The sequence below is a fragment of the Candidatus Krumholzibacteriia bacterium genome, assembly GCA_029865265.1.
Classification (GTDB): Bacteria; Krumholzibacteriota; Krumholzibacteriia; order WVZY01; family JAKEHA01; genus JAKEHA01.
The window spans coordinates 243,688-258,820 of record JAOUHG010000001.1; the positions used below are offsets into that span (position 1 = coordinate 243,688).

Consider the following 15,133-nt stretch of genomic DNA (forward strand, 5'->3'; position numbering starts at 1 on the left):
TCACGTGAAGGCGAGTCTGTTCATATCCGTCGTTATCGTGCTGTCGTTCGCCAGTGTGGCGCGCGCGGAACCGCGCGAGCTGCCCTACGGTGCGTTTGCGTTCGACGTCACCCTGTCGCTGCCGGGAACACCGGACGAGATCTTCGGCGCCATCACCGGCGACATCAGCGGCTGGTGGGACCATTCGTTTTCGGGCAACCCCGCCAAGTTCTACGTGGAGCCCATCGTGGGCGGCGGCTTCTACGAGTACTTCGACGACAAGGGCAACGGCGTGCGCCACGCGGTGGTGACGTACGTGGACCGTCCCAAGATCCTGCGCATGGAGGGGCCGCTGGGGCTCGCCGGCAACGCCTTCATGGGCGTGTACACGTACAACTTCGAACCGGTGGGCGCGGACTCCACCCAACTCACGCTGCAGGTGCAGGCGGCGGGCCACGTGGAACCGGGCTGGGCCGCGGTGGTGGAGAAGGTGTGGCGGCATTTCCTGATCGAGCGCTTCAAGCCCTACATCGAACTGGGCGTGCACCGGAGCAGGAAGCCATGAGTGCGCCGGATGTGGCGGCGGTTGCGCGGCGGCTGGTGGCGAGCGCGGATGCGCTGACGGCGCTGGTGGAAGACGTGGACGGCGATGAGTCGCGCTGGAAGCTCACGCCGGAGAAGTGGTCCATCAACGACATCTTCGGGCACCTGATTGACGAGGAGCGCCACGACTTCCGTCAGCGCGTGCAGATTCTGCTGGAGGATCCCACGCGGCCGTGGCCGCCCATCGACCCCGAGGGCTGGGTTCGCGAGAAGAACTTCAACGCGCGCGCGCTGTCCGATTTGACCGGCGAGTTCCTCGCCGAGCGCCAGCGTTCGGTGGCGTGGCTGGTGACGCAGGGCAGCGCCAACTGGGACCAGGCGTGCACCCACCCCACCGCGGGCGTGCTGTCGGCGTGGGGGCTGCTGCACAACTGGGCCGCGCACGACCTGCTGCACGTCCGTCAGATTGTGGCGGTTCGCTATGCACGCCTCGCCGTGAAGACCGCACCCGCCACGCTCGACTACGCGGGCCGCTGGTAGACGCGCGGCGCCAGATGTACGACTACCAGCAGGACGCGCGCTACTTTGCGCAGGTGCCCGACGGCGGCGAAGAAGTCGCCTCCGCGGAGCTGCTGGCGCTGGGCGCCGACGAGGTAACACCCGGCTACCGTGGCATCTACTTTGCCGCGCAGCGCGAGGCGTTGTATCGCATCACCTACTCCGCACTCACCGTCAACCGCGTGCTCGCTCCCCTGTCGCACTTCAGCTGCCATACAACCGAGTATCTCTACAAGCGCGCGCAGTCCATCGACTGGTCGCAATTCATCGCCAACCACAACACCTTCGCCGTTTTCGCAACCATCTCCAACAGCGCCATCCGTCATTCGCAGTACGCGGCACTCACCGTGAAGGACGCCGTGGTCGACCAGTTCCGCGACAAGACCGGCGCGCGCCCCAGCATCGACCCCACCCGGCCCGACGTGTGGATCAACCTCTACCTGCACGCAAACCGCGCGGTGATAGGCCTCGACGTTTCCGGCGGCAGCATGCACCGCAGAGGATACCGTGTGGACAAAGTGGAGGCGCCCATGCAGGAAACCGTGGCCGCCATCCTGATCGCCATGACGGGTTGGGACGGCGAGACACCGCTGGTGGACCCCATGTGCGGTTCGGGGACGCTCTTGTGCGAGGCTTTAATGAGACACTGCCGCGTTCCCGCCGGGTTCCTGCGCGAACGCATGGGGTTTGAATTCCTGCCCGACCACGACGCCGCACTGTGGAGAAAGATGCGCGGGGAAATCGACGCGGCGGTGCGCGGGCTTCCCGAGGGGCTCATCCGCGGCGGCGACGCCGACCCCGCCGCGGTGCGCGCGGCGCGCGCCAACCTCTCGCGCCTGCCGGGCGGGCGGGGGGTACGGGTGGAGCGGCGGCGCTTCGAGGACATCGAGCGCATCGAGGGGGAGACCATCGTGTGCAACCCGCCCTACGGGCTGCGCATCGGACGCCGCGACGCCATGCCCGAGTTCATCGGCGCCTTCGGTGACTTCCTCAAGCGGCGCTGCGCGGGTTCGGCGGCGTTCGTGTACTTCGGCAACCGCGAGCTCGTCAAGTCGGTGGGCCTGCGCCCCGCGTGGAAGAAGCCGCTGGCCAATGGCGGACTCGATGGTCGTCTTCTCCGTTTCGACCTCTTCGCGGGGCCGCGCAAGCAGCAGAACCCCTGACGCCGCGGGTTGCGCTGCCGGTGCGACCTGTGAGAAAATAGTCTCCGAATCGTCCCCCACCTTGTTTGTCTGGGTCCACCCTCGAAACCGTCAGGAGGCCGCCGTGCTTCGAGTGATCCCGCGTTTCTGCATCCCGTCCCGAGTTGCATTGCTGGTCGTTGGGCTTGTCGCGTGCGGCGCGGTTTCCGCGTCCGCCGCACTCCGCGATGGGCGGCTCCCGCTGGGCGACGGCTCGCCCAGTGGTGTCAGCATCATCGGGGAGACCCTGTTCGACTGTGGCACCTATAAAGGAAACCAGGCCGAGCACGCATGGCGCAAGGCGCTCAACGACCGCGTCCAGAACGAGGTGCGCACCGGCAAGCGCCCCGTGCAACTGGCGCTCGACTATGTGTACAACGATGTGTGGATCGTCGAGGACGACGGCACCCTGACCTACAGCGGTCTGAACGCCTTCGACACGCCAACCCAGACCTTCGATTTCACGCCCACCGGCGGCGGCTACACCATCACCCAGCAGGCCTCCCAGTACGATGCCGTGCTGGGGAGCACCGTGGCCACCGGCGATGACGGCGCGGTCATCGTCAACCTGCTCTTCAGCTTTCCGTACGGGGGCAGCAACTGGAACCAGATGTACGTGGGCGGCAACGGCGGCGTGGCCTTCGGCGGCCCGCTCAATCCGTCCGGGTTCTTCGACAACGCGGACTTCTTCAGCGAGACCGCCAAGCTGGCGCCGTACCACATGGACCTCAACCCGGCCGCGAGCGGCGGGGTGTACGTGAAGAGCGAGGTGTCCAAGTACACGGTGACGTGGAGCAACGTGCCCGAGTACGGCACCACCAAGGTCAACACGTTCCAGCTGGTGATCTACCCCAGCGGCGCCTTCCGCTATACCTACGGGACCATCACCTCGACGCTGCAGAACGGCGGCACGCCTATCGCATTGGGTTTCCACCCGGGTGGCAGCGCATCGCTCGACCCCATTTCGTTCTCCGCGGGGCTGCCGCATGTGACCGCGCCCGGCTCGGGCGCCTACGAGGAGTACTACAACTTCGCGACGCCGGCGGTGAACGAGGTGGCGCTATTCCAGCGCTTCTACCAGCAGTTCCCGGACGACTTCTTCCAGCTGGTGTTCTTCACCAACTTCTCCCAGAGCATGTCCGGGTTCGCCAACGAGCTGAACATCTCCAACGATGTCACCGGCATCGGCCTGGGCATCTTCGACACCAGCAACCAGTACGGGAGCAACAGCGTGCTCGAGAGCCGCTGTAACATGAACCGGCTGGCGGCGTGGCCGCTGGACCCCTTCAACCGCTTTTTCGGCAAGGGGAACAACTTCCTCACCATCATGGCGCAGGAGGCGGGTCACCGCTGGGGCGCGTTCACGTACTTTGATTCCGGTGGCGGCGGCAGCAACCTCATCCTGGGCCGCAGCGATGCGCACTGGAGCTACTACGTGGACGTCGACCACAGCTCGCTCGAGGGCGGCAACTGGCAGCTGGTGTCCGGCAGCACCTACACCTGCCCGACCACCATCGACTACTTCTCGCAGCTCGACGAGTACACCTTCGGCCTGCGCACGGCCGAAGAGGTGAAGGACTTCTATTATATTTCGAGCCCGTCCAACAACACCCCGACCGCGCGTTCGGTGGGAACGCCGGTGATGGGTGCGAATGCCACCGGCTCCTACGTACCCGTTACCGTTGAGGACATCATCGCCTATGAAGGCGCGCGCACCCCCACCGTAGCCAACGAGCAGCACGACCTGCGCCAGGGCTTCATCCTGCTGCTGCAGGCGGGAACCGCGCCCACGCAGACGCAGCTCGACCAGGTGGCCAACTTCCGCGCCACCTGGGAGGACTACTTCGAGGTGTCGTGCGACGGGCGGCTCTCGTGCAACACCAGCATCACCCAATCATTTGACGTGGCGGGTCTGTGCGGCCACGTCTACGACCTGCTCACCGACCAGGTCATCCCCGCCTTCAGCGCGCGGTCGCTGGAGCGCGGGTTCCTGCAGGAGGTGCCGGACGGCGGGCGCTACTTCTTCCGCTACATGGAAGACGCGGGCTCGGGACCGTCGGAGATGGCGACCATCGTGTTCGAGGCGGACGGCTATCAGCCGGACACGCTGGAAGTCAACCTCACCTACGGCACCGAGACCTGCAATACCAACGTGCAACTGATGCCCATCCAGACCGCGGTGGGGGATGGCCCGAACCTCGCAACCACCCTGCACACCAACCATCCCAACCCGTTCAACCCGTCGACCACCATTCGTTACGAGTTGGCGGCGGCGGGCGACGTGCGCCTGCGCGTGTTCGACGCGGCGGGCCGGCTGGTGCGCACCCTGGTTGAAACCAGCCAGGGCGCGGGCGCGCACGACGTCACCTTCGACGGCCGCGACGACGCCGGCCGTCCGATGGCGAGCGGCGTGTACTTCTACCGCCTCGATGCGGGCACGACGACGCAGACGCGCAAGATGGTGCTTTTGAAGTAAACTCCCGGCATGATCCGGATCACCCCGCGCATCGAGATCGACGAGAGCGAGATCGAGCTTTCCTTTGTGCGCGCGTCCGGGCCCGGCGGGCAGAACGTGAACAAGGTGGCGACGGCGGTGCAGCTGCGTTTCGACGTGGCCCGCTCGCCGTCGCTGCCCGACGACGTCCGCGCCCGGTTGGCGGCGAAGGCCGGCAACCGCCTCACCCGCGACGGCATCCTCGTCATCGAGGCGCGCCGTCACCGCACCCAGGAACGCAACCGCGCCGACGCCATCGAACGGCTGGTGGAGATGATCCGCGCCGCGGCCACCCCGCCGCGCCCGCGCCGCAAGACCAAGCCCACCCGGGCCTCCAGGGAGCGCCGGGTGGAGGTCAAGCGCCGCCGCTCCGGCACCAAACGTCTACGGGGCAAGGTCCGCGGCGACGAGTGACGCGCGAATGCACGCCCCCGCCCGATGTGGTAATCTTGTTGGCGTCCTGTTTCGACCAATCCATGCAGCGATCGTTCAAGCGCAACCTGGGCTCGCTGGAGTCCCTCTTCGAGTTCATTGGTGACTTCGCGGGCCGCGAGCGCCTGGCCGAGGACGCCGTGTTCGCCGTCAACCTTGCCGTGGAGGAACTGTTCACCAACATGGTGAAGTACGGCGGGGGCGCGGATGAGGTCTTCATCGACCTCTCGGTGTGCGGCAGCGACCTGGTGATCCTGCTGGACCACGCCGGGGCGGACGAGTTCGATCCCACGGAAGCGGCCGACGTGGACCCGGATCTGCCCCTGGCAGAGCGCGTTCCGGGCGGAATCGGCCTGCACCTGGTGCGCAAGGTCATGGACAGCGTGACCTACGAGCACCGTGACGGAGCCGCGCACCTGCGGCTCACCAAACACCTGGGAGGGCGTTGATGTTCGACATGCAGCGGGGGCCGGGCGGCGAGTTTCTCTTTTCGGGACGGCTGGACGCCGCGCAGGTGGACCGGGTCCGCGAGGAGATGAAGTCCGTGCAGGCGTCGTGCGTGGTGGACTTTTCCGGCCTCGACTATATCTCCAGCGCGGGGATGGGTGTGCTGCTGGGCGTGCAGAAACGGCTCTCGGACGCCGGGCACTCGCTGAAACTGGTCAATCTCAACCGGCACATCCGCGAGATCTTCCGCATTGCCGGCTTCGACAACGTGTTTCTTATAGAGTAGCAATCGGAAGGGCCGCCCCCTTGAATTCCCGAACCCCCCAGAATTCCTCCAACTTCCACCCGGTGACGGTTGTATGTCCTCGTTGAAGGCGCATACCGACGCGGAACTGGTGCGGGAATGCCTCTCCGGTAACCAGCGGGCCTTCGAGACGCTGGTCCGGAAGTATGAGAAGCCCATCTATAACGTGGCGCTTCGCATTCTCAAGGATCCAGACGACGCGATGGACATTTCGCAGACGGTGTTCGTCAAGGCGTACGAGAAGCTCGAATCGTTCGATGAAAAACGGGAGTTCTTCAGTTGGATCTATCGCATCGCCATCAACGAGTCGATCAACGCGTCCAAGAAGACGCGGCGCCAGGACGAGTACGAGAGTGGCGTGACCGCCGCGCTGCCGCCGACCCAGGAAGAACAGCGCAACGCGGAGATACTGAGCGAGGAAATCGAGAGGGCAATTGAAGTGCTGACACTGGATTACAGAATGGTCATCGTGCTCCGGCACTTCCACGACTTCTCCTACCAGGAGATCGCCGAGATCCTCGATATCCCCGAGAAGACGGTCAAATCCCGTCTCTTTACGGCTCGCCAGCAGCTCAAGGATGTTCTCACCGCACGGGGGGTAACGCGATGATCGAGCCAAGAACCATCGAGCTGATGAATCTGGAGCTGGACGGCACGGCGACGGACGCGCAGCGAGAGGAACTGCGCCGCCACCTGGCCGCCAGCCCGGTCGCCGCATCGCACTTCGAAGAACTCGGCCGCGTGGTGAGGAGCCTCGAGGCCCGGCCCCTGGTGGAGCCGCCGCCGCAGCTGCACCCGCGCATCATGGCCGCGGTCGACGGGGCGGTTCGTTCGCCCGCGCCGGAAGCCGGCCTGGCCGGATGGATGCAGGGGCTGTTTGCGCCGCGCCGCCGGCGCGTCCTGGGCACGTTTGCCATGGGCCTGGCCACGGGCGTTTTCCTGCTGGCCGCGGTCCAGTTCGGCCGCTCGGGCAGCTGGGAGGCGTCCCGGGGAATCGACCCGGCGGCGCTCTCCGGCACCATGTCCAGCCCCACGCCCCCGCCCGACGCCGCCATCGTCCTCGACGCCGCGGCGGACGGGCTGGATGGATCTATTAACCTATATACAGAACATGGAGTTACGGTTATAGATGCCCGCCTCGACGCCCCCCATCCGGTCGACTGGACCCTGGGATTCGGTGGCGACCTGGCGGTCAGCCGTATCGAGGCGCCGGGTGGCGCCGCGGTGTTCGGCGCCCGCGAGGGCGAGGTCCACGGCCGGCAGACCGGCGCGGGGACCTACCGAATCGTCCTTTCGGGGCGTGCCGAACCGGTGGAGTCCGTTGTCTTAAAGGTAGTTAGAGATGGTGGGGTGCTGGTCGAACGGACCGCCTCGCCGGTCCGTCAGTAGAGTCCGTTCACCCGGGCGACGATCGCTCCCCGTCGCACCAACTTCCTCGCCCGGCCTTTTGTATTCCGAGCAGAGATAGCAAAGAGCTGTTTGTCCCCACTGCCAAGGAGGTAAGTGCCATGTCAAGGAAGTCCACGACCCTTTTGATTACCGCGAGCGTGGTCATCATTGCCGCGGTCGCATTCTTCTCGTCCAACAGGACGGGTACCCCGACCAACGACGATCTAACCGGTGCCATCGGAACGGTCGAGAAGTACCGCTCCGAGCAGATCACGCCGCAGGACGTCGTCATTGACGGCACCACGTCGGCGCCGGATGACGCATTCGCAACCTGGCTCAACGAGGAAGCAACCCTCGACGAGCTGGCCAACGTGTTCGGCCGTTGCTCCGCCCAGGAGCGCCTGCGCTACTTTGAGCGTGCCACGCCCGAGCAGAAGTCCGCGATTCTCGAGAGGTGCACCCCGGCCGAGCGTGCCAGCATTATGGGCCGCGCCACGCCGGAAGAGCGCGTCGCGATGGTCGGTCGCATGGATGCGGCCGAGCGGACCAAGGCGTTCGAGCGTGCCGGCATCGATGCGGCTTCGTATGAGCGCGCGAGTGTTCAGGAGAGGTCCAACCTGCTCGATCGTATGTCCGTCGAGCAGAAGGCCGGCCTCTTCGAGCGTTCCACGCCCGCCGAGCGCGTCAACATGATGGGCCGCTTCGACGCCACCGAGCGCGTGAAGTTCTACGATCGCGCCACCGTCGCGCAGCGTGCCGAGGTCATCGGCCGCTCGACTCCGGCCGAGCGTGTGAGCCTGTTTGAGCGTGCGACGCCCGCCGAGCGTGCGTCCGTGTTCGGCAGGATGTCCATCGAAGGCCGCGCGGCCATGCTGGATCGCGTGAGCCCGGCCGACAAGGCCGCCATCTTCGAGCGTGCCTCCGTTGCCGAGCGTCAGGCCATCCTCGAGCGCGCCAACGCGGTCGATCAGGTTGCCCTGCTGGGCCGCGCCACGCCGGAAGAGCGTGTCGCCATGTTCGGACGTTGCACGCCTGAGGAGCGTTCCTCGATTCTGGCGAAGGCCAACGTCACCCAGGCCGACTTCGAGCGCATGAACGTGCAGCAGCGCGCCGAGGCTCTGGATCGTCTCACCGGCGGTCTGGCGGCCATCTACCAGCGTGCCACGCCCGCCGAGCGCGCGGCCATGCTGGGCCGTTCGACCCCCGAAGAGCGCGTCGCGATGTTTGGTCGCCTGGATCCGGCGGAGCGTTCGTCGATCCTCGCGCGGGCCAACATCACGCAGGCCGACTTCGAGCGCATGAACGTGCAGCAGCGCGCCGAGGCTCTGGATCGTCTCACCGGCGGTCTGGCGGCCGTGTACCAGCGGTCGACCCCGGCCGAGCGCGTGGCCCTGCTGGGCCGCTGCGACGTCAACGAGCGCACCGCCATCCTGGGCCGTGCCACCCCGCAGCAGAAGGCCGACCTCCTGGGCCGTGCGCCCGAGATGGAGCGCGCGCAGGTGTTCGAGCGTGCGCTGGTCGCGGAGCGGACGAGCTTCTCGATGGAGAAGTCGGATGCCATGGAGCGTACGAACGTGGAGGCATCCAAGAAGTAGCATCACCGTTCACTTGCTCCTTGGTCGTGCAGTGAGACAACCGGGGCGCCGCGGCGATGAACCGTGGCGCCCCGAATGCTTTTGCGGTACACTCCTCCGGCGGCCGGCGCGGGGAGCCCGGGCGCCCCAACACCCGATGCGCCCCCGAACCCTGAGCATCCTCCTGGCCGCGCTGCTCGTCGTGGTCCTGCCGTTGCGCTCCCGCGCGCAGCTCGACTTCCAATCCGTCGAGACCCGGCACATGCGGGTCATCTACTACGACCCCGAGCACGCCTACATCATCCCGCACCTGGTGCGCTGCTTCGAGAACTCGATGGCGTTCTACCACGGCTTCGTGGGCTACCAGCCCTACGAGCACGTCACCATCCTGCTGCAGGACTTCGACGACTACGGCTACGCGGGCACGTCCACCATTCCCAACAACTACCTCACCCTCGGCATCGAGCCGTTTGAATACGTGTATGAGACCTGTCCCACCAACGAGCGCTTCAACTGGGTGATCAACCACGAGCTGTTCCACGTGGTGGCGTCCGAGAAGGCGTCGCACCTCGACCGGGTGTGGCGCGGGATCTTCCAGGGCAAGGTTCTCGCGGAATCGGACAATCCCGAATCGATGATCTACGCGTACCTCACCAGCCCGCGCCGCTTTGCGCCGCGCTGGTACCACGAGGGCATCGCGGTGTTCATCGAGACGTGGCTGGCCGGCGGCATCGGGCGCTCGCTGGCCGGATACGACGAAATGACCTTCCGCGCCATGGTGCGCGACGACGCCTACTTCTATGACGTGGTCGGCCTGGAGTCCGAGGGAACCTCGAGCGACTTCCAGATCGGCCAGAACTCGTACCTGTACGGCACGCGCTTCATGTCGCACCTGGCCCTCAAGTACGGCCCCGAGAAGGTCATCGCGTGGGTCAACCGCACCGACGACTCCAAGGCGTACTACGCCAGCCAGTTCAAGAAGGTGTTCGGCGTGGGGCTCGACGACGAATGGAAGGCATGGATCGCGTTCGAACACGACTGGCAGAACCACAACCTGGGCGTCATCCGTGAGTATCCGATCACGCAGGAGCGCGCCGTGTTCGAGCAGGCGCTGGGATCGGTGTCGCGTGGGTTCATCGACCACCAGAAGAACCGCCTGCTGGTGGCCGTCAACTATCCGGGCGAGTTTGCGCACGTGGCCGGCATCGACCTCGCCACCGGAGAGATCGAGAAGATCCACAACGTGCAGACGCCTGCGCTGTACTACGTGACCTCGCTGGCCTTCGACGAGGCCTCGCGCAGGCTCTTCTATACCACCAACAACGGCAAGCACTGGCGCGACTTGAATGCGCTGGACGTGGACACGAAGGTGTCCACGCGCCTGGTGACGGACTGCCGCATCGGCGATCTTGCCTACAGCCCGGCCGACAGCATCCTGTGGGGGGTGCAGCACCACAACGGCATCTCCACCCTGGTGCGCATCGCGTCGCCGTACAACGCGTGGCAGTGCATTCTTCCCATCATGGACTTCCGCTACGGCACCGACATCTTCGACGTGGATGTCTCGCCCGACGGCAAGACGCTGACCTCCGGGATGCTGGAGATCAACGGGTCGGTCAAGCTGGTGCGCTATGAAACCGAAGACCTGCTCAAGGGCAACGCGGGCTACAGCGTGCTCTACGAGTTCGACAAGACCGGCCCCGCCAACTTCGTGTTCGCGCCGGACGGCCGGCACCTGTACGGCACGTCGTACCAGACCGGTGTGTCCAACGTGTTCCGCTGGGACTTCGCCAACGAGAAGATGGAGTGTGTGACCAACGCCGAAGTGGGCTACTTCCGTCCCATCCCCAACGGTGACTCGCTGGTGGTGTTCTCCTACAGCGCCAATGGGTTCCGCCCGGTGATGGTGGCGGACACCACCCTGGAGGACGTGAACGCCATCCGCTACCTGGGTAACGAGGTGGCCGTCGAGCACCCGGTGGTCATGGAGTGGAAGCTGGGCTCGCCGCGCGAGGTGGACCTGGATTCGGTGACCACCTACCGCGGCACGTACCACAAGTTCAAGAGCGTTACCACGTCGTCGCTGTATCCCATCACCGAGCAGTACAAAGTGTACCCGTCGGTGGGCCTGCGCTGGAATCTCATGGACCCGTTGGGACTGCACGGGGGCGACGTCAAGCTGGGTGTGTCGCCGTCGCTGGACTGCCCGGATGACGAGCGCGTGCACGCCGAGTTGATGTACCGGCACTTCCCGCACACGTTTCGCGCCGTGTACAACCCGGCGGACTTCTACGATTACTTCGGTCCCACCAAGACCAGCCGCAAGGGCTACGCCTTCATGGTGCAGCGCAACGACTACCTGATTTCCGACCGGCCGCGGTCGCTCTCCTATACTATCGACCTGGCGTACTACGGCGGGCTGGAGCGGCTGCCGTACAACCAGAACGTGCTGGCCACCTTCGACAGCTACACCGCCGCCACCGCCAGCCTCGATTACTCGCGCACGCAGAGTTCGATTGGCGCGGTGGACGCGGAGAAGGGCATCAAGTGGTCACTGGCGCTGGACTTGAACTATGTGAACACCGACTTCTACACCAAGGGCACCGGTGAGCTCGACGTGGGCTTCCTCACCCCCATCGACCACTCGTCCATCTGGCTGCGGGGTGCGGCGGGCTATTCGCGCGGCGACCGCGACGACAGCTTCGCCAGCTTCTACTTTGGCGGGTTCGGCAACAACTACGTCGATCACCGCGAGGTGAAGCGCTACCGCAATTTCGAGCGCTTCCCGGGCGCGGAGCTCGACGAGGTGGCAGGCACCAATTTCACGCGCCTCATGACCGAGTGGACGCTGCCGCCGCTGCGCTTCCGTCGCGTGGGCTTTCCCCAGCTTTACTGCACCTACGCGCGCGCGGCCCTGTTCGCCACCGGCCTGCTCACCAACCTGGACGACACCGGTTTCCGCCGCGAGGCCGGCAACGTGGGCGGACAGGTCGATTTCCGGCTGGTCATCTTCTCCGCTCTGGAGTCCACGCTGTCCGTCGGCTACGCGGCCTTCAAGGAGGAAGGCCACGCGATGGACACCGAGTTCATGATTTCGCTCAAGATCATGTAGACGCGGCCGCGCCCACAACCGTGCAGATCATCGATCTCCTCACCCGATTCCTCGTGAGCCTCCTGCCGGTGGTTCTCTTTCTGATCGCCCTGGTCTATCTGGACAGCTACAAGCTGGTGCACGTGCGCAACCTGATGATGGCCATCCTGATCGGTTGCGCCACCGCGCTGCTGGGCCTGGTGCTCAACGATTCCGTGATTTCGCACCTGGGTCTGGACCGCGCGGTGGTGTCGCGCTACGTGGCGCCGCCCGTCGAGGAGCTGCTCAAGGCGGTGTGGGTGGCGTGGCTCATAGCGCGCAAGCGCGTCGGTTTCCTGGTGGACGCGGCCATCGTTGCCTTCGCGGTGGGGACGGGCTTCGCGCTCATCGAGAACACCTACTACATCAAGACGCTGCACGCGAGCAGCGTCTTCGTGTGGATTATCCGCGGTCTCGGCACCGCTGTCATGCATGGTGGCGTAACCGCGCTCTTCGGCATCATCTCCAAGAACCTGTACGACGTAAGCGGAAAGTGGACCGCGTTCATCCCCGGCCTGCTGGTGGCGGCCGCGCTGCACTCGCTGTACAACCACTTCATCCTGCCGCCGGTGATGACCACCATCGTGCTGTATGCCACGCTGCCGGCCATCCTGCTGTTTGCGTTCTGGCGCAGCGAGCGCGCCACCAAGCGCTGGTTGGGCACGCAGATGGACGTGGATGCGGAACTGCTGGAGATCATCACCTCGGGGAGCATCTCCGAGAGCCGCATCGGTCACTACGTGGAGATCATCAAGGAGCAGTTCTCACCGGAGGTGCTGGTGGACATGCTGTGCTACCTGCGCATCCATGTGGAGCTGGCCATCAGCGCCAAGGGACTGTTGATGATGCGCGAGGCGGGCTTCAAGGCCTCGCCGCCGTCGGGTACGCGCGAGCAGTTCGCTGAACTGCGCCACCTGGAGAAGTCCATCGGCCCCACCGGACGGCTGGCGCTGGCACCGTTCCTCCACCAGAGCACGCGCGACCTCTGGCAGATCTACATGCTGGAGCAGTAGGAATCTCATTGACGCACACCCGCCGCCGGGCGTAATGACTCCATCGAGACGCGCCGTCCCGCGGACCGTCCTTCTCAGGAGGAGTGTCGCGATGTCCCGAGCTGCTGGTTTTCTTTCCATCCTGGTTCTTTGCCCCTCATTGATGGTGCCGGTTGCCGCGCCCGCGGAGGAACTGCCCGCGTACCTCAAGGACCGCGGCACGGGAATGCCGACGTCGATGTTCGGTACTTACATCACGAAGCACCAGTTGCTGATCTATCCGTTCTACGAGTACTACCTCGACGACGATCTCGAGTACAAACCCACCGAACTCGGGTACCCGCTCGACGAGGATTTCCGCGGGAAGTACCGCGCCAACGAGTTCCTGCTCTACTTCGGCTACGGCATCAGCGACTGGCTGATGGTGGAGTTCGAGGCGGCGTTGTACATCGACGCCTCGCTCGAAACCTCGCCCGACGATTCCAGCGGCGCACCCGCAAGGACCGAGGAGAGCGGCACCGGCGACGTGGAGGGGCAGTTGCGCGCGCGGCTGATGCGCGAGACGGAGAGCCGCCCCGAGCTGTTCGCCTACTTCGAGGCGGTGTCGCCGCAGCAGGAGGACAAGGTGCTCATCGGCACTGCGGACTGGGAGCTCAAGCTGGGTGTGGGTGTGATCCGCGGGTTCTCGTTCGGGACGATGACGTTGCGTATCGCGGGCGAGTACTCGTTGGAAGAGGACAAGGCGGACCTGGGCGAGTACGCGCTGGAGTACCTCAAGCGCTTGTCGCCGAAGTGGCGCATCTACCTGGGCGTCGAGGGAAGCCAGGACGAGTTGTCGTTCATTCCCGAAGCGCAGTGGCACATCCGCACCGACCGCATCATCGTAAAGCTCAACAGCGGCTTCGGCGTCACCTCCAAGGCCACCGACTGGGCCCCGGAAGTGGGCGTGGTGTTCGCGCTGGGCGGCAAGTAGCGGCCGGTCCGCCGCGATCCCCGAGAATTACTCCTGTCGCCAGTAACGCGCCATGACGTGCCGGCCGAGTGTGTGCTCGGCGGCGAGCCGGTTGTGCGCGGCGCACAGCAGTCTCAGGTTCGCAGGATCGCTGGTCCCGCCGTGCACTGCCCTTCGTCGCGCGTGAAAATCTCGTCGCGGGTACACACCGGAATGTGGCGTGTTGTGTCGCTGCGCTCATGTCCACCGTCGGCGCCGACGGTCGAAGATTTGCCACCTGCGGCCGCGGCACGTTTCTTCTCGCGGCGGCGCTGACGCGCGGCCGGGCTGCGGCGCTCGATGTATTCGTCGAGCAACACCGCCAGCACCTCGGCGAACGACGCATTGGGGCGGCTTTGCGAGAGCAGTGCCTTCGCCTCTTCGTACTTCGCGATGAGTTCTTCTCTGGCCAGGAACTGCACGAACATCTTCTGCTCGGATACGACCCAGCTGCCATGGGCGCGGCCGGACGGATGCGGCATGGCGCGATCGACCTCACGGTCGAACAGCATCCTGTCGACGTCCGAGGGCGTCACCAGCGCCCGCACCGGTTCGATGCGCTCCTCGGGGATCGACAGCGGCGCCCCGTATTCCGCCACGACGCGCCTTACCTGGCGGTAGGTCCGTCCGCGCACGCGCGCCACCACGGCGCCGTGGTTGTCCTCGGTCAGCACCGGCTCGATGAGGGCGATGGTGCCCAGATCCAGCTCCCCGCGCTCCAGCAACGGCAGCACCGACGGAAACTCCTTGATGCAGCGCGCGGCGCGGATGCGCCGGCAGGCAGCCGGGCTCGAGTACTCCAGCCCGCGGGTGCAGTAGTCGTGCAGCGAGCTGAAGCCGAGTTCGAGGTAGAGTTTGCGGCGCGCGATCTCGCCCAGGTGATGCAGCAACTGAACCGTGACCTCACGCTCGTCGCGCGCAAGAGCAATAGTCTGTGAGTTGAGGTCGCGGTCGCTCAGGGTGCGAAGCCGAACGGCGGGGTCATGATCCGTAATGGTATGCACAGCAGAACCTCCATGTGGCTCGGGTCAATGACGGGAGGAAGTTACTGTTGTGCTGAATATAATGGACGTGTTTGCGACGGCCTCACGCACGAACAGCCGCACGAACGCGCGTCAC

The 15,133-nt window shown here is 65.4% G+C and carries 14 protein-coding genes; 13 read left to right on the top strand and 1 reads right to left on the bottom strand.

Translation table 11 applies throughout. The features are described 5' to 3' along the window. Window positions 1-4: 4 nt before the first annotated feature. The 13 genes from OEX18_00960 (at window position 5) to OEX18_01020 (ending at window position 13,996) form a co-directional block, all read left to right on the top strand. The gene (locus OEX18_00960; GenBank protein MDH4335834.1) at window positions 5-544 is read left to right on the top strand and encodes an SRPBCC domain-containing protein; all 540 of its coding nucleotides are present in this window, start codon (window positions 5-7) and stop codon (window positions 542-544) included. Beyond that, window positions 541-1,062, top strand: a complete 522-nt coding sequence (locus OEX18_00965) for a DinB family protein (GenBank protein ID MDH4335835.1) — start codon at window positions 541-543, stop codon at window positions 1,060-1,062. Before OEX18_00960 ends, OEX18_00965 begins: the two co-directional genes overlap by 4 nt. Window positions 1,063-1,076: 14 nt before the next feature. Beyond that, window positions 1,077-2,243 carry a THUMP domain-containing protein gene (locus OEX18_00970; GenBank protein MDH4335836.1) on the top strand — a complete coding sequence of 389 codons (1,167 nt, stop codon included), beginning with the start codon at window positions 1,077-1,079 and terminating at the stop codon, window positions 2,241-2,243. A 103-nt stretch (window positions 2,244-2,346) separates the two neighbouring features. After that, window positions 2,347-4,737, top strand: coding sequence for a T9SS type A sorting domain-containing protein (locus OEX18_00975; GenBank protein ID MDH4335837.1), 2,391 nt, complete (start codon window positions 2,347-2,349; stop codon window positions 4,735-4,737). A gap of 9 nt (window positions 4,738-4,746) precedes the next feature. Next, the gene (gene arfB / locus OEX18_00980; protein MDH4335838.1) at window positions 4,747-5,169 is read left to right on the top strand and encodes an alternative ribosome rescue aminoacyl-tRNA hydrolase ArfB; all 423 of its coding nucleotides are present in this window, start codon (window positions 4,747-4,749) and stop codon (window positions 5,167-5,169) included. 62 nt (window positions 5,170-5,231) lie between these two features. Beyond that, entirely contained in the window at window positions 5,232-5,636 is a 405-nt protein-coding gene (locus OEX18_00985; GenBank protein MDH4335839.1) for an ATP-binding protein, read from the top strand. After that, window positions 5,636-5,920, top strand: a complete 285-nt coding sequence (locus OEX18_00990) for an STAS domain-containing protein (protein MDH4335840.1) — start codon at window positions 5,636-5,638, stop codon at window positions 5,918-5,920. The genes OEX18_00985 and OEX18_00990 overlap by 1 nt, the downstream gene beginning before the upstream one ends. Window positions 5,921-5,993: 73 nt before the next feature. Then, window positions 5,994-6,548: a sigma-70 family RNA polymerase sigma factor gene (locus tag OEX18_00995; protein ID MDH4335841.1), complete on the top strand. Its 555-nt coding sequence runs from the start codon at window positions 5,994-5,996 to the stop codon at window positions 6,546-6,548. Continuing rightward, a complete protein-coding gene (locus OEX18_01000) occupies window positions 6,545-7,327 on the top strand; it encodes a hypothetical protein (protein ID MDH4335842.1) in 783 nt (260 codons plus the stop codon). Before OEX18_00995 ends, OEX18_01000 begins: the two co-directional genes overlap by 4 nt. A gap of 119 nt (window positions 7,328-7,446) precedes the next feature. Beyond that, window positions 7,447-8,922, top strand: coding sequence for a hypothetical protein (locus tag OEX18_01005; protein ID MDH4335843.1), 1,476 nt, complete (start codon window positions 7,447-7,449; stop codon window positions 8,920-8,922). 136 nt (window positions 8,923-9,058) lie between these two features. Further along, window positions 9,059-12,013 (top strand): hypothetical protein, encoded by a 2,955-nt coding sequence (locus OEX18_01010; protein ID MDH4335844.1) that lies wholly within the window; start codon window positions 9,059-9,061, stop codon window positions 12,011-12,013. 20 nt (window positions 12,014-12,033) lie between these two features. Then, the gene (locus OEX18_01015; GenBank protein ID MDH4335845.1) at window positions 12,034-13,044 is read left to right on the top strand and encodes a PrsW family intramembrane metalloprotease; all 1,011 of its coding nucleotides are present in this window, start codon (window positions 12,034-12,036) and stop codon (window positions 13,042-13,044) included. Between the two features lie 91 nt (window positions 13,045-13,135). Further along, the gene (locus tag OEX18_01020) at window positions 13,136-13,996 is read left to right on the top strand and encodes a hypothetical protein (protein MDH4335846.1); all 861 of its coding nucleotides are present in this window, start codon (window positions 13,136-13,138) and stop codon (window positions 13,994-13,996) included. A 113-nt stretch (window positions 13,997-14,109) separates the two neighbouring features. Here OEX18_01020 and OEX18_01025 read toward each other — a convergent pair whose 3' ends face one another. Beyond that, window positions 14,110-15,018: a hypothetical protein gene (locus tag OEX18_01025; GenBank protein ID MDH4335847.1), complete on the bottom strand. Its 909-nt coding sequence runs from the start codon at window positions 15,016-15,018 to the stop codon at window positions 14,110-14,112. Window positions 15,019-15,133: the final 115 nt, after the last annotated feature.